Below are 19,593 nucleotides of genomic sequence, written 5' to 3'. Positions count from 1 at the left end.
TAGTTTTTTTGTAAAAATCTGATAAAAAATTTAAAATCATACTTTTTAATCATTCTAGCAGAATATGATAGAATGTCTATAAATATGGTAAAATTTTAGGAGGAAAATATTAATTTGAGTTTAAGTCATGAATAAAATAAAGAGAGATTAAGTTCGAAAAGGAGTCAAGGCCGTTATGAATACAGGATTGGTGTTAGAAGGCGGCGGTATGAGAGGCGTATATACTGCAGGTGTTTTAGAATATTTTATGGAGAGGGATTTATATTTTCCATATAATATTGGAGTTTCTGCTGGAGCGAGTAATGCAACATCTTATCTTGCGAGACAGAAGGGAAGAAATCGTACTGTCAACATTGATTATATTACACATCCGGAATATCTTTCGTTTAGAAATTATCTAAAGAAACGTCAATTATTTGGGATGGATTTTATTTTTGATGTATTACCTAATCAATTAGTTCCATTTGACTTTGAAGCCTTTTATAAAGCTAAAGAAAAATTTGTAGTTGGAACAACTGATTGTATTACGGGTGAAACAGTGTACTACAACAATCAAGAGCACGGAAAGGATATGCTAACAATACTTAGAGCATCGTGTTCTCTTCCATTCATTGCCCCCATTGTTTCATATAATAATAAAAGTTTACTAGATGGTGGAATTTCAAATCCGATTCCAATACGACAAGCTGAAAAAGAAGGATACTCTAAAAATGTTGTCATTCTAACTAGAAATCGTGGATATAGGAAGAAACCTTCGAAGAACACTTGGATTTCAAAAAAAGCATATAAAAATTATCCTGGTTTACTTGAAAAAATGGAATCGAGAGCAAACGATTATAATGAAACGTTAGATTACTTATTCGAGCAAGAGGAAAATGGAAATGTTTTCATCATCCAGCCTACAATCCCTTTAAAAGTAGGAAGAATGGAAAAAAAACCTGATCGACTGCTTGAATTATACAACGAAGGCTATGAGGACGCTAAGAACATTTATGACTCATTACTACAATGGTTAGAAAAATAAAGTAAATAGAAAGTAGCCTTTCGGGAAATTAGTTATATTGCAGATAAAACTTATTGAACTTTTCAAAAAAAAGAAGCAGCGGTCGCTGCTTCATTCAATGTGTGTAATGGGCAATGGTCTTGTTTCATTGTTGGATGGATTTTTCGTTACATTGTGTGTATGAATGTGTCTGAATGTGTGTAAAATAGTCTTTGTGTGTAAGCAGCGTTCATAAGCATATGGTGATTTTCATGGTGTGTGATTCTAATGCTTGAATAGAACAATCACGGTAAAGAGTGCTTCTCAAGGGTGAATGATCTATTGGTGTTGTTTGCTCTTCACCGGGATTGTTCCTATAAAGTGTGTGTAATTATCGAATGTTGCCAAGTTGTCGCTCTGCCATTTGAACTAGGCGCTTTGTAATTTCTCCCCCTACAGAACCGTTAGCACGTGAAGTAGTGTCAGCTCCAAGGTCTACACCAAATTCGTTAGCAATTTCATATTTCATTTGATCAATAGCTTGCTCGACACCAGATACAAGTAATTGATTTGAATTATTGTTGTTTGCCATGTGATTTTCCCTCCCTTCATCGTTGCTTCATGTATATGTTTTGTACAACCATTATCTTTTATTCAAAAAATGATAAATTTTTTTGTTGCACAAAAATACAGAAGCATTAAAATGTAAGTGAAGGAGTTGAACGGAATGGAAAAAAGTCAGGTTGAACATATCTTGGACAAGTTGCGAAACAAAGAGATTGAAGAGTATTTCGTTGAAAAAGAAAGTTTTCTTTCGTTTCGCGAAGTGCTTGTAAATCAAGAAGACTTTAAGCATTTTAGAGGCATTGCAGGCCATGGTGGAGTTGTGGTCTATACATACGTTGATGAGGCTAGAAGTTAATAACTTAATTGTAGGATATTAGGCTCAGCATTTTGCTAAGCTTATTTTTTTTGTTCAAAAAAAGGGAACACCCAATTTTTCACATAGTTAGGAATCATTTACCATTGGGCAAGTGCAGGGTGAAATAGGGGAATTAAACCGATAAAAATCACCTATTTTCCCAATACAAAACCTTTACAATCTCATGTTAAGATAATATAGAAGATTCTGATAACAGCTGAATCAGAACTTCATTCTGCTAGTACATAGTAGAAAAAATTAGTAAAAGGGAGAGGGTTTGTAGATGAAGTGGTATAAGACAGTAGGAAGTTTGGTAATGGCCGCAGTTCTAATCGCACCCATGTACTCTACAAGTGTTGGAGCATCTGAGGACAAATCGGATAAGCTTCGCGTATTAATTAGCTCTACCAATGAAAATGTGAAGAAGAATGCTAAAGCAGATTACGGTGTACGCTGGGACTTCAAAGAAAACGGATTCTCAACTGAAGTAACAGAAAAGCAGTATCAAGCACTACAAAAGAATAAAAATCTAACAGTTGAACTTGTAGAGGAAGTTTCTCTTGATGCAAAACCAGGTGGATCAACATCTACTAGAACAGCTGTACCAAATGATCAAACTCCTTGGGGGATTGAAGCAATTTATGAAAATGAAACAATTGCAGCTACTTCTGGAGGTAGCGGTGTAAAGGTTGCAGTACTTGATACAGGGGCAATTAATCACGTTGACTATGTAAGTAATTTAGAGCAATGTAAGGATTTTACTCAACGAAAATCTCCTTTAGTTAATAATTCTTGTAATGATGGTAATGGTCACGGTACTCACGTAGCTGGTACAGTACTTGCTAATGGTGGGTCTGATGGTCAAGGTGTTTACGGTGTAGCTCCAGAGGCTAAATTATGGGCATACAAAGTATTAAGTGACCGTGGATCAGGATATTCAGATGATATTGCTGCCGCTATTCAACATGCTGCAGATGAAGCAACACGTTTAGGGGAAGAGGTTATTATTTCAATGTCTCTTGGATCTAGTACTAAATCGTCTTTAATTGCTGATGCTGTAACATATGCATACAACAAAGATGTCTTAGTTGTTGCGGCAGCTGGAAACAGTGGGCCAAATGCTAACACAATTGGCTACCCAGGTGCACTTGTTGATGCAGTAGCAGTTGCTGCTTTAGAAGATGTTCAAGAAAACGGAACATATCGTGTTGCTGATTTCTCTTCTCGTGGAAATCCAAACACTGATGGTGATTATGTAATCCAAGAACTTGATGTTGAAGTTTCTGCACCTGGTCGTGCAGTTGAGTCTACTTGGTACGATGGTGGTTATAACACTATCAGTGGTACGTCTATGGCTACTCCACACGTTTCAGGCTTAGCTGCGAAAATTTGGGCTGCAAATCCTAGTATGACTGCAGCACAATTACGTGCTGAACTTCAAACACGTGCGAAGAATAATGATATCCTAGGTGGTTCTGGATCAGCAACAGGAGATGACTATGCTTCTGGATTCGGTTTCCCAACTGTAAACCAATAAGTACTTTTGAAGGGTCAATTCCGATTGACCCTTTTCTATTATTTCAATTAGAAAAGGAGAATATTATGAAAAAGAGGTTAATAAGTACATTACTATTATCAGCAAGTCTATTTGTCCCAATGTTTGCTTCTGGTGCGACAGCTGCAACAATAGAAACGACAGGTCATGATCAACTTCGTGTTATCATCCAAACTCCCAATTCAAAATTGAAAAATGAAGTGAAAGGTAAATATGGAGTAAGGTGGGATTTTCAAGAAGATGGATTTACAACAATGGTCAACCAAAAACAATATGAAGCATTAAAGAAGAATAAGAACTTATCCATTAAAAAAGTAGAAAAGGTATCTGTTGAGCTTCTAGGTGGGTCGAAGGCACAAGCTGTGCCAACTGATTCAACTCCATGGGGAATTGAAGCCATTTACAATGATCAAACGATTACAAAAACATCTGGAGGTAGTGGAGTGGTCGTTGCAGTACTAGACACAGGTACAATGAAAACTCATGCTGATTTAGAAAATCGTGTGCAGCAATGCAAAGACTTCTCAAATTTACTTTTTTCTCTAGTAAATAATTCATGTAATGATATAAATGGTCATGGAACTCATGTAGCAGGAACTGTATTAGCGGATGGTGGTGATTCCGGAACAGGAATTTACGGAGTGGCACCGGAAGCAACATTATGGTCTTATAAAGTGCTTGGAGATTTAGGCTTCGGATTCTCGGATGATATAGCCGGAGCAATCCGACATGCAACTGATGAATCAAAAAGATTAGGAGTTCCTTTAATTATTTCAATGTCTTTAGGTTCTGATGGAAAAGATGATCTCATTGCAGACGCTGTAAAGTATGCGAATGATAATGGAGTACTTGTTGTAGCAGCAGCAGGAAATAGTGGTCCTGATGAGAATACAATCGGTTATCCCGGTGGAGTTGCGGAAGCTGTTGCAGTAGCTTCGTTAGATAATGTCCAAGAAAATGGAACTTATCGTGTATCTGACTTCTCTTCACGTGGAAATCCGACTACAGATGGTGACTATGTGATTACTGAGGCTGATGTGGAATTAGCTGCCCCAGGTGGCGAAATTTTATCAACGTGGAATGATGGATCATACAACACAATTAGTGGAACATCAATGGCAACTCCACATATTTCAGGACTTGCTGCAAAAATCTGGGCTGAGAACCCAAATCTATCAAACCATCAGCTACGTTTAGAACTTCAAAATCGAGCTAAGCTAAATGACATAAAAGGTGGTCAGCATGCTGCTGAAGGAGATGACATTGCATCAGGCTTTGGTTTCCCTAAAGTGAAGTAACTTACTTTGGTAGTAATTTATTTAAAAATATTCCTCCCGTATGAATCCTACTGGTATTTTTCCAGTAGGATCTTTTTTTTTCGACAGCGTGCCAGGCACTTGTCGAATTTTCTTTACTTGACTTTGTAAAGGATCGCTATTAATGTATTAGGTGTACTACATTATATAATACACGTAATTCACTAATTTGAAAGGAGGATTGTAGTGATACAAATTGATCCTCGTAATTCCAGTCCTATATATGAACAAATTATTAAACAAATGAAGGAGCTATGTTTAAAAGGGATTTTAAAGCCTGGAGAAAAGGTGCCTTCTGTTCGTGAACTATCCTCTATGATTGTCGCAAATCCAAACACAGTCAGTAAGGCATATAAAGAACTTGAACGAGAAGGAGTAATTGAAACGTTAAGAGGTAGGGGAACGTTCGTTACGGAAACTGTTCAGATCAAAATGAATGAGGAGAAGGTTGAAATGTTAAAGGAACAGCTGAAATCGATTGTTGTGGATGCGTATTATGCCGGAATAAAAATTGATGATATCCAAAACTGGATTAAAGAAATAGAGAAAGAGATTGGAGGGAAGAGATAATGCTTACCATTCAAAATGTGTCAAAGAAGGTTGACGGTAATTCAATTCTTTCAAACATTTCACTAGAATTTCAAAAAGGTGAGATATTCGGTTTATTAGGTCGAAATGGATCCGGGAAAACAACCTTACTTCGCTTAATAATGGGTGTACTTACTCCTGATGAAGGACAGCTTCTATACAATGAACAATCTCTATTGCAGAATCCAAGTTTGAAGCAAAACATTCAATTCATGCCAGTTCGTAATCAATTTTTCGATAAGTTCACCTATAAAGAGCTAGTTGGGGTATTGAGAGTTAATTATCCAAAATTTGATGTCACGTATGCAAATGAATTAATGAATCGCTACAAATTACCTGAAGATAAAAAATATAGAGAGCTTTCAACTGGACAGAAAAAGCAATTTTCCTTGATAATTGCGTTTGCATCAAGACCTGAAGTGATTTTGCTTGATGAACCGACAGACGGAATAGATGCTGTAACACGGTACGATATATTGGAATTAATGGTAGACGAGGTTGCATCTCGTGAAACGACTCTCATTATTACATCCCATCGTTTAGAGGATATTGAACGTATTTGTAATCGAATCGCATTCTTAGAAGATCATCGAATTTCACAAGTCACAGACTTAGATGAATTAAAAGAGCAATTTGTGAAAGTACAGCTAGTTTTTGATGAGGATGTATCGTTAATTATTCGAGAAAAGAGTATACCGATACTAGATTATTCAGGAGTTTTTTGTACTCTCTTACTGGATAAAGAAAATCTAGAAGCAAGAATATGGCTTAAATCATTAAACCCAAAAGTTTGGAATGAAGTACCTGTAAACCTTGAAGAAGTGTTTATTGCGAAGTTTGGAGGTAGACGTAGATGGTAAGAAAAGGGTTATTACAAATTGAGTGGCAGCAACAAAAATGGCCGTTAATCGTAAGTTTCCTGTTTATTTGTTTTTATTTACCAATTAACCTATTCATGGATTACAAAAGTTGGCAAACACAAACAGATGTTTATAAAAGTATTAATTTCATAGCATCATTTGATGGAAGAGTTAGTTTTTATCTTTTAGTTACGGTTGCGTTTGCGGTTACAATTGCAATTAGCCAAATTGGAGGAGAACGAGCAAAAGGAAACTTTGATTATTATTTAACACTACCTTATTCAAGAGGAGAAATGTTCGTAAGCAAGGCTGTAGTGGGTATCCTAACTCTTCTTAGTGGAATTATCCTTTCGTACTCATTAACCGGAATGATATTACTGTTTTCAAATGCGCACTCAGTATTTTTTCATCCATTCTTTGGTTATCTATCAATAGTAGTTTTAATGGCATATGCATTAACGATAGCAGCTGGCAGTTTAACAGGGAACGTATTTGCACAAGGCTTGACTGCCTTCAGTGTTGCAATTTTACCAGTACTCCTTACATTTGTAGTTGCAATGAACATCGGGGTGCTAAATGAGAGGCTTTTTAGAACCGATAGCTTTTACTTAGAAAGAATTATGGAACAGGTTGTGAGTTATTCTCCGATATTTTATATCTTTTACGGTGGAATTGCCTTCGGTCCAATAAATATGGATTTCGTATCTTTATGGGTTCCTGCGTTGTATATGATTTTGTTTTTCATTATTGGGTATTTAGCTTTCGTCAAACAGCCATATGAGAGAAAGGGAAACTTCTTTCTGTTAAAACAGCTGAATCGTCCTGTCCAACTTTTAGTCATCATTGTTGCTGTTCTAGGATTTAGTGGATTTGTATTCTTCTCATCTAATCATTCGTTCGGCGGATATTTAATAGGAGCGGTTATTGGTGCTGTAATAGGATTATTAATAACGAAATTTACGATTTTCAAAAAAACAAAGCAGGCTTAGGAGGGCATTATGATTGAAGTTAACCAGTTATTTCACTCCTTTTTTGTAGGGAAAAAAGGTGAACAAAAGGAAATCTCAGTATTAAAGGATATATCATTATCCGTACAACAAGGAGAAATTGTGTCAGTGGTCGGTAGGAGTGGTTCGGGGAAATCGACATTACTACATTTATTATCAGGATATATTCCACCACTTTCAGGTGAAATTTCTATTAAAGGAACAAATGTTACCTCATTCAATGAAAAGGAATGGGCAAAGTTTCGTTTAGATAATCTTGGATTTATCTTTCAAAATTTTCAACTCATTCCAAGTCTCACAACCTTCGAAAATGTGGAACTCCCTCTTATATTAAAAGGACTGTCTGAAGGAGAACGAAGTGAAAAGGTTAAGAAACTATTAAAACGAGTTGGTCTAAATGAGCATATGAATCATTATCCAAATGAGCTATCAGGTGGTCAACAGCAACGTGTTAGTATTGCAAGAGCTCTTATTACTGAGCCGAGTATTATATTAGCTGATGAACCAACCGGTAGTCTTGATACTGAAACTGAGCAAGAGATTCTCATGCTTATTAAAGAGCTTAATATCGAGAACAATATTACCTTCTTTATCATTACACACGATGATGAAGTAGCAGCCTTTAGTCATCGCAAATTCATGTTAAAAGATGGACTATTAGTGAAAGAAGGTGTATACCTTGAAGTTTAATGACCAAGTGAAACTAGTACGAAGAAATATGAAGAAAAATAGACTGAGAGTTTTTATGACCATTCTTGCGACAACGATGGGGTGTGCCTTCTTAATCATGCTGGCATCCGTGGGTTTTGGCATTCATAAGAGTGTGACAGAAGAAATTAAGAAGCAGCAAATCTTAACTGAAGTTCAAGTGAATGGATCTGAAAGTAAAGATGGATACAAAGCAGTTTCGAAAGAAGACGTAGAAGACATTAAAAAGATCGGTGGAGTTAAAGCAGTTGTAACAAGAATCACCTCCATGGGGCAGTTAGAAGCAAAGTTAGATGATCGAAAAGGCGACGTAATGGCCGTTATTACAAATATGGAAGAAGAAATAAAAGCCGGAATGACGTTAGACAAAGGGAGACTTCCTGAAAAAGAAAATGAAATCGTCATTGGGTATCATTTTGCTAGTCAGTTATTAACTGAAAAGGAACTATCAACGGAAGCTCAAGAAGGTGAAACAAGAGGATATACAGGGGAGCTACTAAATAAAGAGATTTCCTTTACGTTAACAACTGAAACAGACGGCGAAAAGGTTTCAAAGGATTTTGCCTTTAAAATAGTAGGTATAAAAAAAGAACCATCTCGTGATTGGATAGTAGATTCAAATGTTTACGTAGGTGAATCACTAAGAGATGAATTAATTCCACCAGGTAGTATTCCAAAAGATTTCGACATGCCTCTTTATAATGAAGTAAAAGCATACGCAAAAGATATGCAATCCGTTCAAATTGTAACGGAAGAATTAAAGAGCAAAGGTTATTTAGTCTATTCAGTGACTGAAGAACTTGAACAAATGAACATGTTCTTCACAGCATTAAAAGCTGGATTGATCTTTGTAGGTACCGTAGCTGTATTAATTGCCTCTATTGGTATTTTTAATACCATGACAATGGCTGTAACCGAACGGACACAAGAAATCGGAATAATGAAAGCCGTTGGGGCACAGCCGAATATTATTAAACGATTGTTCTTAATGGAAAGTGCCTACATCGGAATCATGGGTTCTGCAATTGGAGTAGCGATCTCTTATGCTATCAGTATGTTAGCAAACAAAGTTATACCAATCATTATCAACTCCACAACCGAATCAGATGGTTCGATGGATTTTACATTTTCGTATATACCTGTTTCCCTTGTAGTGATTGCTGCTTCAATTAGTATAGGAGTTGCGATTGTTTCGGGATTAAGACCTGCAATGAAAGCCACAAGTATTAATGTGTTATCAGCGTTACGGAGAGAATTATAAGATACAAGAGGTTGGGACATAAATATTTCAATCAAGGATAAACCCGAACTATTAGGCGATTTTTAATGAATCTTTCACCTACTAGTTCGGGCTTTTATTTGGTGCTTTAGATTTGTTTGATTTTGCATAATATTTATCTTTACAGTATAAGAAAGTATAAAATTATCGAGGGTATCTTACATATATGTGTATTATTAATCTAGCTCCAGCGCCCAGCCCCTCGAGGTCAAATAACCCGGAGAGAAGAAAAGGGAAAGTGCACCCTTTTCTTCTCTCCGGAACATTTGCTGTGCCTGAGGCAAAACGGGGCGCTTCCGCCTTTTGTTCTAAACTAGTGAAATGGAGCGAAAGACACTCGACTCCTGCGGGAACTAGAGGAAAGGCTGAGACCCCGCAGGCGTAGGCGAGGAGGCTCAGCTTCCTCCCCGCGGAAAGTGAGTGTCTGCAGCGCAATGAAACGAACTTGTTCTTCCAGCTTAACTGATTAAATAATACCAAAGTATACGAAAAAGCATTATATTTAATGGGTAGAATAATTCAGAAATTATTCGCCTTTGAGGATGATTTATTTAGTTATATCCCAGCCTCTTCTTTTATGATAAGTCTGTCTTAAATAGTTAAAAAATAGTTGATTTTAGTGGTGCGCAAACATATCATGCAGAGACAACTCACTAACCTCCTAAAAGGAAAACTAGTATTGTTAAGCAGAGCTAATGAAAAAGGAGATTACTATAAAGTAGAGAATAGTACTGTTATTAGGGGAGGGGTTACATTGCAACATCTAACAATTAATGAAGTAACAGTACATAATTTTATCCCAGTCATAAATCTTAAACTAGCAGAAAGTCAAAAGAATCATATTGCTTCAAATGTTTATTCCATAGCTGAATCAAAAGTGAATCCATGCTTTACACCCTATGCGATTTACTTAGGCGAAGAAGTCATCGGTTTTGTTATGACAGATTATGATCAAACTCTTGAGGATAAAAATAAATATTGGATACCAAGATTAATGATAGATGAACGTTACCAAGGCAAAGGTTACGGTAAGCTTGCAATGAATATCATTATCGAAAATTTATTTAGCAATGATGACTGTTCGTGTATTCGCCTATCCACTGAACCTTCAAACGTTTCTGCCATTAAGTTTTATGAATCTATTGGTTTTGTCCAGACTGGTGAACTTCTTGAAGAATTAGAAGTTATATTGCAACTGAATAAGGAGAAGTGGTTTTCTAGTGCTCGTCTATAACAGAATCCGAATTCTCGGTTCAGTTGCTAGTGGTAAAACAACGTTAGCTAAACAACTATCCATAATGTTAAAAATTCCATATTATGAATTAGATAATGTTGTATGGAAAAGAACAATAAATGGTGATGTTCGTCATACAGAAGAAGAAAGAAATGCGATTATGAAATTTATTATTCAACAAGAACAGTGGATTGTCGAAGGGGTACACAATGAGGAATGGGTCAATGAAAGCTTTGAAAAAGCAGATGTCATTATACTACTAAATATACATCTCTTGATTAGAGACGTAAGAATCATTAAACGCTTCACAAGACAAATGCTAGGAAAAGAAACATCACATTATAAACCTACTATTAAAATGTTTTTCAAAATGTTTAAGTGGAATCGTCAATTTGAAAAAGAATACCAAACTATTATACGACAGTTAAATCAATATAATCATAAACTTATAATTTTGAGTAATAACCAACAATTAGAGAATTTTTTTAACTTGAATTTACACCATTTAAGCAAAAAAGTTGAATAGTTTATATAGAAAAACATCATTTGGATATGTTTACCACAAACTTTGTCGACCGTTGGTATGATGGGATTGTAAAAAGAAAAAAATCTAGTGGGAAGTTTTGGTTAATGAAAACCTCTTTGCAAACTGATAGTTTAATAGGTGAGCGAAAAACTAGGAGGTTTTAACATGAAATGGATGAAAAAACTAGCCATTGCTTCAACACTAACTGCTACATTATTTACATTCCAAACACAAATAGCAGATGCAGCATCATTTAAACATACAGTAAAAAGTGGAGAAACATTCTATAAAATTAGTAATCATTACGGAGTACCAATCTCAGCTATTCAACGAATTAATAATAGATACAATTTTACTTTATATGCAGGTGAGAGAATTACCGTTCCGCATATTCCAACTAGTTATGAAAGAGATTTACTTGCTAGATTAGTATATGCAGAGGCTAAGGGAGAATCTTATGCAGGGAAAGTAGCTGTTGCGACAGTTGTGCTTAATCGTGTGGATAGCACATTGTTTCCTAATACTGTTGCAGGTGTAATTACAGAACGGTCAGCAACTGGTCATTATGCATTTTCTCCAGTACAAAATGGGACGATTAGTATAGCAGCTGATGCTGAGTCAAAACGTGCTGTTCAGGAAGCATTGATGTATCGTGGAAAAGGTGGACAATCTTTGTACTTCTATAATCCAAAAACTGCTCAAAGTACTTGGATCCTAACTCGCCCAACTACTATAAAAATCGGGAATCATGTATTTGCAAAATAAAAGGAGTGGCTCGCCACTCCTTTTTATCTTGTAGTATTCTCCACTAAAGATGTCCCAATTTTAAATAATAGCAACAATGGTTACGCAAAGTGCCATTACATTAAACGATGAATAAAAACAGTCGCAATTCCAAAGTACGTTAGCATTGAGAAAATATCATTAATGGTTGTGATAAGTGGACCAGAAGCAACCGCAGGGTCAACTTTCAACTTATATAAAATCAATGGAATGATCGTTCCAGCCAGTGTTCCGATAATCAAAGTAAAAAACAAGGAACTTCCAACGACGATTCCAAGAATTAAATCATCTTGCCAAACGTATGCAATTAACGTAATAAGAATACTACATATAATTCCGATAATCATTCCTACGCCAAATTCACGCATAACTAACTTCCAAACTAACGCTTTAGAAACATCGCGTGTCACCAGACCTCTAACTACGACAGCAAGGGATTGTGTTCCGGTATTCCCAGTCATACCAGCTATCATTGGCATGAAAAATGCAAGTGCTACCACCTTATTTAGTGTGTCTTCAAATTCACTTATAATTCCTCCGGAAATAATTCCGATAAATAATAATAAAATAAGCCAAGGTAATCTTCGATAGGCGGCAACCCATGCTTTTGTTTCAAAATCAATCGATTTACCAGTTGCAGATAGTTTTTCAATATCCTCATTTGCCTCTTGAATAACAACGTCAATAATATCATCAATTGTTATAATTCCTCTTAGTACATTGTCGTGATCCACGACTGGAATAGCTAAGAAATCATATCTCTCAATAAAAGTTGCAACTTCCTCCTGGTCCATATCAACAGGAACAGCAATCACTCTTTCATACATAATGTCTGATACTTTTGAGTCAATATCAGCAAGTAAAATGTCACGATAAGAAACTACACCCACTAGTTTTTTCGCAGAATCAATTACATATAAATAATTAATCGTCTCTGACAACTCAGCAAATGTTTTGAGTTTATCGACGGTTTCTCTCACGGTAAAATAATCACGTATCCATACGAATCGATTTGTCATAAGTCTTCCGGCAGTTTCAGGCTCATAGCTCATTAATTGCTGTACTGCTTCAGACTCTGCTTGATTCATGCTTGATAAGTAGCCTTCCTGTACATCAGGAGATAAATCTTCTAATAGGGAGGCAAGGTCATCGTTATCCATTTCATCCATAACTTTACCAGTTTTTTCAATACCTAGTTTATTTAAAATTTCTAATTGAATGTCCTTATCTTCTAACTCTTCAACCATATCGGCTATTTGTTCTGTGCTCAAATATAGTAGAAATCGATAACGATGTTTTTCAGGTAATAACGTATAAAGCATTGCTAAATCGTAAGGCTGTAATTCATCAAAAATTGCTAGCAATTCTTTCTTTTTGCCTTCCTTAAGTGCTTTTATAACTTTTAGAGCAATTTGATTTTCTGTGAGATTTGCAATCACTCTTGGACCTCCTCTCAAGTTTTCTGTAAAATATAGCCCAAGTCTTAAAGTATTACTTCCCTATTAATCCATAGAAAAACATCTGCAAAATATCTTTACTTACAGAATGTCCACTTTGTTGCATCATTTTTGCAAGGGTAGATGATTCCTTATTTAAAAGCTGTAGATAAAATAATATAACCTCCATTGATAAATCAGGATTAATATGACCAGTTTGTTGACCTTCCTTCACAAATTGAACAAATAATGGAAGTGCCTTCGTATGTGAAAAATGTTGAAGGAAATCTTGAAGTTCCTTATCTCTTAAAAGAGCAGCTTCAATTACTTCCGAATTAAGCTCTCTAGCACTGTTTATTTTGTCTAAAATATACTGTTCGATTCTTGTCTCATAGGAAATATCCTCATTTAACAATAACACTTTATATTGTTCATACTTTTCAATTGTATAATCGGTAATTACTTCACGTAGAAGGTGTTCTTTACTTTCGAAATGATTATAAATTGTAACTTGTGAGACATTCGCCTTTTTTGCAATATCAGCGATTTTCACTTTTTTAATACCATATTCAGAGAATAGCGAGAATGCTGCAGTCATTATGCTTTTTCTTTTTCGATCTTTTAGCTTTTCTATATTACTCAAGTTAATCACCCATAAAAACAATAGCAGAAAACTGAAATATTACCAATAAAAAAGTTAATTTTCCATTGACTTATATTGGGAAGGTAATATAATGAAAGTGAAATATTTAGTATTAAAAATTTCATTTTTATAAGAAGGGGAATGCCAAATGATTAAAATAAATAACTTAACGAAGGTATTTCCGAATGGAAAAGGGATATTTGATGTCTCGTTCGAAGTGAACAAGGGAGAGGTATTTGGGTATTTAGGTCCAAACGGAGCAGGTAAATCAACAACTATTAGACAGCTATTAGGCTTTAGTAAGCCAACAAAAGGTAAAGCTTTCATAAATGAATTAAATGTTTGGAAAGAATCTGGTAAAATACTAAAAGCTGTAGGATACCTTCCAGGTGAGATTGCCTTTTTAGAAGGTATGACAGGATATGATTTCATCGTATTGATGGAAGGAATGAGAGGAACTAAAGAGCGATCATTCCGTAATGAGCTCATTGAACGTTTTCAGTTTGATCCGAAAACACCGATTAGAAAAATGTCAAAAGGAATGAAGCAAAAGGTTGCCATCGTAACAGCGTTTATGCATAATCCTGAGGTATTAATATTGGATGAACCAACAAGTGGGCTTGACCCTTTAATGCAAAGGGTGTTTATTGAACTAATTTTAGAAGAGAAGAAAAAAGGGAAAACGATCTTAATGAGCTCACATAGCTTTCAAGAGATAGAAAGAACATGTGATGTGATAGGAATCATAAAAGATGGCAGCATTGTTGCGATTGAAGACAGTAAGACAGTACAAGGAAAACAAAGAAAAGTATTCGATGTACAGGTGCAAACGTTAGAAGATCGAGAGAAATTATTGCCATTAAAAGAGATGATTATTTCAGAACATGATCTTACTTTAACAATTGCTGTTACAGGAGATCCCAATCCGTTTATTCAGGTATTATCCAACGTAAATGTAACCAATCTTTCGGTTCGTACACAAGATTTAGAAGAGTTGTTCATGCATTATTACGATCGAAAGGGGATTGTGAGATGAACCTACATTTATTAAAAGCAATGTACAAAACAAACGGAAAGATTATTGGAGGAATAGCAGTAACGAGTTTCTTATATTTATGGCTAATTATATGGCTTTATCCAACAATTGCAGACTCGCAAGCAATGGATGAATTACTTAAATCTATGCCACCTGAAATGATGAGTGCTTTTGGTCTATCACAAGGATTCGGAAGTATTGAAGCATTCATTGCAGGAGAATACTATGGATTATTATATATTATCATTTGTTTAGTGTATGTAGTCTTAGTCTCAACGGCGCTGGTAGCGAGACTTAACGATCATGGCTCTATGGCTTACTTACTCGCAACTGGAGTGACTAGAAGTCAAGTAATCATTACGCAAATGGTTGTTTTAGTTTCGGGTTTGTTCTTGATCGCTTTGCTCACTTATTTATCTGGAATTTCCGGAACGCGTTTTATTATCGAGGATGTTTCGATAAATAGTAGTCATTTTCTAAAGTTAAATGTAGTCGGTTTTCTTTTATTCTTTGCAGTCAGCAGTTATAGTTTTCTCATCACATGTATCGTATCTGATGAGAAAAAGGCACTTGGTATTTCTGCAGGAATAACGCTATTATTTTTCATTTTTAATCTAGTGGGTAAAATGAGTGAAGATATTGACTGGTTACGTAATTTAAGTATTTTCTCGTTGTTTGAGCCACAGGAAATTGCGACTGGGAATCAGGAAATACTAGGTATCTCTCTAATGTTGTTCTTAATAGGTGCAATATTTTACAGTTTTTCTATCATTATTTTTAGAAATCGAGATCTTCCGTTGTAATTTAAAAAGCTAGTCGCTTAAATAGAGCAACTAGCTTTTTTGATTAGAAACGTTAACCAATATCCTTCAATAAATCTTCTTTATTTCTTTTTAATAGCTCTTTTAGTAACATATATTTTAATTCTTGAAGACCTTTAATATGAGGATGACGGAGAACAGATAAGTACATGTGATAAATTGTCTCATCTGAGAGGTTTGATAGTTTGATGGTAATAATAAAAATACCTCCTTTATTATTATTATTATTAAACAGTATATTATCTTTCACATCAATTTTTAATATGCTAGAAATTATCATTTTTTAGATGAAAGGGAAAATGAAATGACAACAATTAATCATCAAGAACTAGTAAAAAAAGCATCTGAGTATGTAGAACAACCATTAAAAACCGTTATAAATGATAGTCATCGATTAGCTTATCATATTATGACACCAAGAGGTTGGATGAATGATCCGAATGGGCTTATTCAGTTTAATGGAGATTATCATGTTTTTTACCAGCATTATCCGTATGATTCGAAATGGGGCCCAATGCATTGGGGTCATGTAGTGAGCTCTGATTTGGTTCATTGGAAGCACCTTCCGATAGCCCTTGCTCCAAGTGAACATTATGACACGGGAGGTTGCTTTTCTGGAAGCGCAGTAGATAATAACGGTACACTAACGTTAATTTATACAGGTCATGAAGAGCAAAACTTTCCGAAAGAAGTACAATGTATCGCGACAAGTGAAGATGGGATTCATTTTTTAAAATATGAGCATAATCCGGTTATCTCATCTCCTCCACCAGAAGGAAGTGAAGATTTTCGTGATCCAAAGGTATGGAAGCACGACGAATTATGGTACATGGTTGTGGGGACGGGCAAGGATGAAGTAGGAAAAGCGCTTCTTTATCAATCTGCTGATTTAATAAAATGGGAGTATCGTGGTGTTCTTGCTGAAAGTGATGGTTCATTAGGATATATGTGGGAATGTCCAGATCTTTTCAAGCTTCAAGAAAAATACATTCTTGTTTTATCTCCGATGAAGGATGGATGGCAAAATCGTTATTTAGTCGGTGATTTGAGTTATGAAACGGGCAAGTATACGAAAGAGGCTGAGCATCTATTAGATTATGGATTTCATTTTTATGCACCACAAACATTCGAAGACGAATCAGGACGTAGAATATTAATTGGCTGGATGGATATGTGGGAAACGACCATGCCGTCGCAGAAAAACGGCTGGGCAGGAGCGATGACGTTACCGAGAGAACTCACACTATCTGAAAATGGGACATTACGAATTCAACCAGTGAAAGAACTAGAAATGTTACGAAAAAACGAATATACCATTCGTGCATATCATTCAAATATGTTATATCAGGGGTAAATAGTCAATCGTTTGAAATGATTCTGGAAGTGAAGATAAAAGATGAAGAAGCGAACTTTTCTCTTGGGCTTTGTGTATCTGATGACAAATCAGAGGAAACAGTTATTACATACAAACGTAATGAGGTAACAGTTGATTTGCAAAAAGCAGGACAAGGTTTAACAGGAGTTTCACGTGCACCTGTTACTTTAATTAATCATAAACTTCATTTACATATCTTTGTTGATCGTTCTTCAATTGAATTATTTATTAATCATGGAGAAAAAGTGATAACAAACCGTATTTATCCTAAGAGCAGTAGTACGGGAGCATACGTAAAACTTAACAAACAATCCATAGATGTAGATTCATTGCGGGTATGGGAATTAAAAAATATTTGGGAGTAGGATAATGGATAATCAATCATTTTTGAACAAAGTAGTAGTTGTTACGGGCGGGTCATCCGGAATTGGGAAAGGCATAGTTCAGTCATTTGCTAAAGAAGGCGCGAAAGTAGTCATAGCTGATATAAATGAGAAAGCAGGATTGCGAACTTTTACAGAATTGAAAGAAGGAGGATACGAGTGTATCTTCATAAAATGTGACGTTAGGAAAGTTGATGAAATTAAATTATTAATGGAGATAAGCGAAAAAACTTTCGGCACGATACATGTGTTAATTAACAATGCTGGTGTGTCAAAATGGGAAGACCCTTTCATCCTAAATGAAAACGATTGGGATGATGTTATGAACACAAATTTAAAAAGTGTCTTCTTTGCTTCCAGAGAAGCTGCAAGGGTAATGAAAGAGCACCACGTAACTGGTTCAATTATTAACCTGGCATCCACAAGAGCTTTTATGTCAGAAAAACATTCTGAAGCTTATGCAGCTACAAAAGGAGGCATTGTCGCACTTACTCATGCTTTAGCTGCATCATTCGCAGAATACAAAATTACCGTAAACTCCATTAGTCCAGGATGGATTGAAACAGGTGAATATGAATTACTTCGAGAAATTGACCATGAACAACATCTTTCTAAGCGCGTAGGAAAGCCAGAAGATATCGCAAATGCATGTTTATATTTGGCACAAGAGAAAAACAACTTTGTGAACGGAACGAACCTTGTCATAGACGGAGGAATGACTCGGAAAATGATGTATGAGGAGTAAAATCTTAAAGAGGCTGGGACATAAATATTTTAGCCAATGATAAACCTAAACTATTAGGCGATATACTAATGAATCTTTCACTTAATAGATCGGTTCTTTATTTGTTGCTTTAGATTTGTTTGATTTTGCATAATATTTATAAAAACTAGTGAAATGGAGCGGAAGACACTCGACTCCTGCGGGAAGTAGAGGAAAGGCTGAGACCCCGCAGGCGTAGGCGAGGAGGTAGGTTTTTTCACGATAGTGAAAATAACCATCAGCTTCCTCCCCGCGGTATCCGGCGAGTGTCTGCAGCGCAAAGGAACGAACTTATTCTTCCAGCTTAACTGATTTAATAATACCAAAGTATACGAAAAGAACATTATATTTAATGGTTAGAATAATTTAGATATTATTCGTCTTTGAGGATGATTTAGTTAGTTATATCCCAGCCTCTTTTTTTATTTTCGAGAATTGTAAAATACACACCCATCCAGCTCCTCCTGAATATCCTTTCTATGGGAGGTGTTTTCATGGAAGAATTGAGTTTTCATCAAGAGGACGAGAAGTTAGTAATTACGAATAATAGCACCACTCTGTTCCCTTTTGTTGAAATTTTATTAAATGGACAATATTTAGGAGTGTTTTCTATTGATAAGAAAGTTTCTATTCCGTTATCGAAAACGGGAGAAACGTCTTCTGTATTATTAGTTGGATATAAGACGAGTGAAGAAGGCACTCATGCCTTTAACTATAAGCATATATTAAGCAATAGGAAGGATTATCGAAAGGTAGAAGTAAGTCAGAATTATCAACCAGGAGATGTTTTAGTAGCTTGTGATAATGTGAATGGTCTACCTTATGGATACATGGGGCATTCAGCAATTGTCGTAGATAACGAGAATATTATTGAAGCCGTAATTACAGAACCAATTGTACGAAAAGTTCCGATTAAGCAGTTAACCGAATTTCATCCAATTCACGCTCATTTTAGACCGAAAAATGCTGAACTTGGAAAGAAAGCTGCAAGCTACGCAGAAAGATATTTACAAATATTTAAGGCGAATCGAGAAAAGGGCATCGACTGGCCGTACTTTTATTTCTCTTTAAAAACACCACTTGAGGATGAATGGACGTACATTTATTGTTCAAAACTCGTTTGGTTAAGCTATCATTTCGGTGCGAACATTACGATGGAAAACGATCATTTATGGTTTGCGCCAGAAGATTTGTATACTGTACTAAGTCATTCACAAGATTTTGACTTAATTTATAAGCATCCAAACTATCAGTTTATTATTGATATGTAGGATTGAGGGAATCTTTTCTAATAGTCTATTAAAACTTGAAAAGTTGCTAAATATCGATATGATATTCATATCGATATTTTTTAATTGACTATAAGGAGAATGATG

19 protein-coding genes and 1 pseudogene are annotated in these 19,593 nt (G+C 35.6%); 17 read left to right on the top strand and 3 right to left on the bottom strand.

The genetic code is table 11. The features are described from left to right. Positions 1 to 175 precede the first annotated feature (175 nt). A complete protein-coding gene (locus JR050_RS07820) occupies positions 176 to 1,024 on the top strand; it encodes a patatin-like phospholipase family protein (RefSeq protein WP_204202960.1) in 849 nt (282 codons plus the stop codon). Positions 1,025 to 1,373: 349 nt separating this feature from the next. Here JR050_RS07820 and JR050_RS07815 read toward each other — a convergent pair whose 3' ends face one another. Further along, positions 1,374 to 1,574: an alpha/beta-type small acid-soluble spore protein gene (locus JR050_RS07815; RefSeq protein ID WP_204202959.1), complete on the bottom strand. Its 201-nt coding sequence runs from the start codon at positions 1,572 to 1,574 to the stop codon at positions 1,374 to 1,376. Between the two features lie 135 nt (positions 1,575 to 1,709). Between JR050_RS07815 and JR050_RS07810 the strand changes: the two genes are divergently transcribed. The 11 genes from JR050_RS07810 (at position 1,710) to JR050_RS07760 (ending at position 11,742) form a co-directional block, all read left to right on the top strand. Continuing rightward, a complete protein-coding gene (locus tag JR050_RS07810; protein WP_204202958.1) occupies positions 1,710 to 1,904 on the top strand; it encodes an abortive phage infection protein in 195 nt (64 codons plus the stop codon). A gap of 283 nt (positions 1,905 to 2,187) precedes the next feature. After that, positions 2,188 to 3,441, top strand: a complete 1,254-nt coding sequence (locus JR050_RS07805; protein WP_204202957.1) for a S8 family peptidase — start codon at positions 2,188 to 2,190, stop codon at positions 3,439 to 3,441. A 65-nt stretch (positions 3,442 to 3,506) separates the two neighbouring features. Continuing rightward, positions 3,507 to 4,757, top strand: a complete 1,251-nt coding sequence (locus tag JR050_RS07800) for a S8 family peptidase (protein ID WP_204202956.1) — start codon at positions 3,507 to 3,509, stop codon at positions 4,755 to 4,757. A gap of 204 nt (positions 4,758 to 4,961) precedes the next feature. Continuing rightward, positions 4,962 to 5,345 carry a GntR family transcriptional regulator gene (locus tag JR050_RS07795; protein ID WP_204202955.1) on the top strand — a complete coding sequence of 128 codons (384 nt, stop codon included), beginning with the start codon at positions 4,962 to 4,964 and terminating at the stop codon, positions 5,343 to 5,345. Continuing rightward, positions 5,345 to 6,223 carry an ABC transporter ATP-binding protein gene (locus JR050_RS07790; protein ID WP_204202954.1) on the top strand — a complete coding sequence of 293 codons (879 nt, stop codon included), beginning with the start codon at positions 5,345 to 5,347 and terminating at the stop codon, positions 6,221 to 6,223. Before JR050_RS07795 ends, JR050_RS07790 begins: the two co-directional genes overlap by 1 nt. Beyond that, a complete protein-coding gene (locus JR050_RS07785) occupies positions 6,217 to 7,212 on the top strand; it encodes an ABC-2 transporter permease (RefSeq protein WP_204202953.1) in 996 nt (331 codons plus the stop codon). The genes JR050_RS07790 and JR050_RS07785 overlap by 7 nt, the downstream gene beginning before the upstream one ends. Positions 7,213 to 7,221: 9 nt before the next feature. After that, positions 7,222 to 7,920, top strand: a complete 699-nt coding sequence (locus tag JR050_RS07780; protein WP_204202952.1) for an ABC transporter ATP-binding protein — start codon at positions 7,222 to 7,224, stop codon at positions 7,918 to 7,920. Further along, complete coding sequence (locus tag JR050_RS07775; protein ID WP_204202951.1) at positions 7,910 to 9,199, top strand: ABC transporter permease; 1,290 nt, start codon at positions 7,910 to 7,912, stop codon at positions 9,197 to 9,199. The genes JR050_RS07780 and JR050_RS07775 overlap by 11 nt, the downstream gene beginning before the upstream one ends. A 772-nt stretch (positions 9,200 to 9,971) precedes the next feature. Continuing rightward, positions 9,972 to 10,451, top strand: coding sequence for a GNAT family N-acetyltransferase (locus tag JR050_RS07770; RefSeq protein ID WP_204202950.1), 480 nt, complete (start codon positions 9,972 to 9,974; stop codon positions 10,449 to 10,451). Further along, positions 10,438 to 10,977, top strand: a complete 540-nt coding sequence (locus JR050_RS07765; RefSeq protein WP_204202949.1) for a P-loop NTPase family protein — start codon at positions 10,438 to 10,440, stop codon at positions 10,975 to 10,977. The genes JR050_RS07770 and JR050_RS07765 overlap by 14 nt, the downstream gene beginning before the upstream one ends. 165 nt (positions 10,978 to 11,142) lie before the next feature. Then, positions 11,143 to 11,742, top strand: a complete 600-nt coding sequence (locus tag JR050_RS07760; protein ID WP_204202948.1) for a cell wall hydrolase — start codon at positions 11,143 to 11,145, stop codon at positions 11,740 to 11,742. A 95-nt stretch (positions 11,743 to 11,837) separates the two neighbouring features. On the opposite strand, the gene mgtE is transcribed toward JR050_RS07760, so the two are convergent. Then, positions 11,838 to 13,199 (bottom strand): magnesium transporter, encoded by a 1,362-nt coding sequence (gene mgtE, locus JR050_RS07755; protein ID WP_204202947.1) that lies wholly within the window; start codon positions 13,197 to 13,199, stop codon positions 11,838 to 11,840. Between the two features lie 52 nt (positions 13,200 to 13,251). Then, positions 13,252 to 13,839, bottom strand: coding sequence for a TetR/AcrR family transcriptional regulator (locus JR050_RS07750; protein ID WP_204202946.1), 588 nt, complete (start codon positions 13,837 to 13,839; stop codon positions 13,252 to 13,254). Between the two features lie 148 nt (positions 13,840 to 13,987). Here JR050_RS07750 and JR050_RS07745 point away from each other — a divergent pair, with 148 nt between their 5' ends. The 5 genes and pseudogenes from JR050_RS07745 to JR050_RS07725 all read left to right on the top strand — a co-directional run bounded on the left by JR050_RS07745 (position 13,988) and on the right by JR050_RS07725 (position 19,488). Then, positions 13,988 to 14,875: an ABC transporter ATP-binding protein gene (locus tag JR050_RS07745; RefSeq protein ID WP_204202945.1), complete on the top strand. Its 888-nt coding sequence runs from the start codon at positions 13,988 to 13,990 to the stop codon at positions 14,873 to 14,875. Next, complete coding sequence (locus tag JR050_RS07740; RefSeq protein WP_204202944.1) at positions 14,872 to 15,678, top strand: ABC-2 transporter permease; 807 nt, start codon at positions 14,872 to 14,874, stop codon at positions 15,676 to 15,678. The genes JR050_RS07745 and JR050_RS07740 overlap by 4 nt, the downstream gene beginning before the upstream one ends. 322 nt (positions 15,679 to 16,000) lie before the next feature. Continuing rightward, positions 16,001 to 17,436, top strand: a pseudogene (locus JR050_RS07735) (glycoside hydrolase family 32 protein). Positions 17,437 to 17,440: 4 nt separating this feature from the next. Then, positions 17,441 to 18,199, top strand: a complete 759-nt coding sequence (locus JR050_RS07730; protein ID WP_204202943.1) for a glucose 1-dehydrogenase — start codon at positions 17,441 to 17,443, stop codon at positions 18,197 to 18,199. A gap of 512 nt (positions 18,200 to 18,711) precedes the next feature. Beyond that, positions 18,712 to 19,488, top strand: coding sequence for a C40 family peptidase (locus tag JR050_RS07725; protein WP_239454194.1), 777 nt, complete (start codon positions 18,712 to 18,714; stop codon positions 19,486 to 19,488). Positions 19,489 to 19,593: the final 105 nt, after the last annotated feature.

It is taken from the genome of Bacillus suaedaesalsae (assembly GCF_016890225.1).
Taxonomy (GTDB): Bacteria; Bacillota; Bacilli; order Bacillales; family SA4; genus Bacillus_BS; species Bacillus_BS suaedaesalsae.
This window is presented reverse-complemented; position numbering and strand designations above follow the sequence as displayed.

What these genes read in the sequence shown, in the direction of transcription:
- JR050_RS07820 (WP_204202960.1), top strand. Translation starts at nt 176, where the DNA reads ATGAATACAGGATTGGTGTTAGAAGGCGGCGGTATGAGAGGCGTATAT.
- JR050_RS07815 (WP_204202959.1), bottom strand. Translation starts at nt 1,574, where the DNA reads ATGGCAAACAACAATAATTCAAATCAATTACTTGTATCTGGTGTCGAG.
- JR050_RS07810 (WP_204202958.1), top strand. Translation starts at nt 1,710, where the DNA reads ATGGAAAAAAGTCAGGTTGAACATATCTTGGACAAGTTGCGAAACAAA.
- JR050_RS07805 (WP_204202957.1), top strand. Translation starts at nt 2,188, where the DNA reads ATGAAGTGGTATAAGACAGTAGGAAGTTTGGTAATGGCCGCAGTTCTA.
- JR050_RS07800 (WP_204202956.1), top strand. Translation starts at nt 3,507, where the DNA reads ATGAAAAAGAGGTTAATAAGTACATTACTATTATCAGCAAGTCTATTT.
- JR050_RS07790 (WP_204202954.1), top strand. Translation starts at nt 5,345, where the DNA reads ATGCTTACCATTCAAAATGTGTCAAAGAAGGTTGACGGTAATTCAATT.
- JR050_RS07785 (WP_204202953.1), top strand. Translation starts at nt 6,217, where the DNA reads ATGGTAAGAAAAGGGTTATTACAAATTGAGTGGCAGCAACAAAAATGG.
- JR050_RS07780 (WP_204202952.1), top strand. Translation starts at nt 7,222, where the DNA reads ATGATTGAAGTTAACCAGTTATTTCACTCCTTTTTTGTAGGGAAAAAA.
- JR050_RS07760 (WP_204202948.1), top strand. Translation starts at nt 11,143, where the DNA reads ATGAAATGGATGAAAAAACTAGCCATTGCTTCAACACTAACTGCTACA.
- JR050_RS07745 (WP_204202945.1), top strand. Translation starts at nt 13,988, where the DNA reads ATGATTAAAATAAATAACTTAACGAAGGTATTTCCGAATGGAAAAGGG.
- JR050_RS07740 (WP_204202944.1), top strand. Translation starts at nt 14,872, where the DNA reads ATGAACCTACATTTATTAAAAGCAATGTACAAAACAAACGGAAAGATT.
- JR050_RS07730 (WP_204202943.1), top strand. Translation starts at nt 17,441, where the DNA reads ATGGATAATCAATCATTTTTGAACAAAGTAGTAGTTGTTACGGGCGGG.
- JR050_RS07725 (WP_239454194.1), top strand. Translation starts at nt 18,712, where the DNA reads ATGGAAGAATTGAGTTTTCATCAAGAGGACGAGAAGTTAGTAATTACG.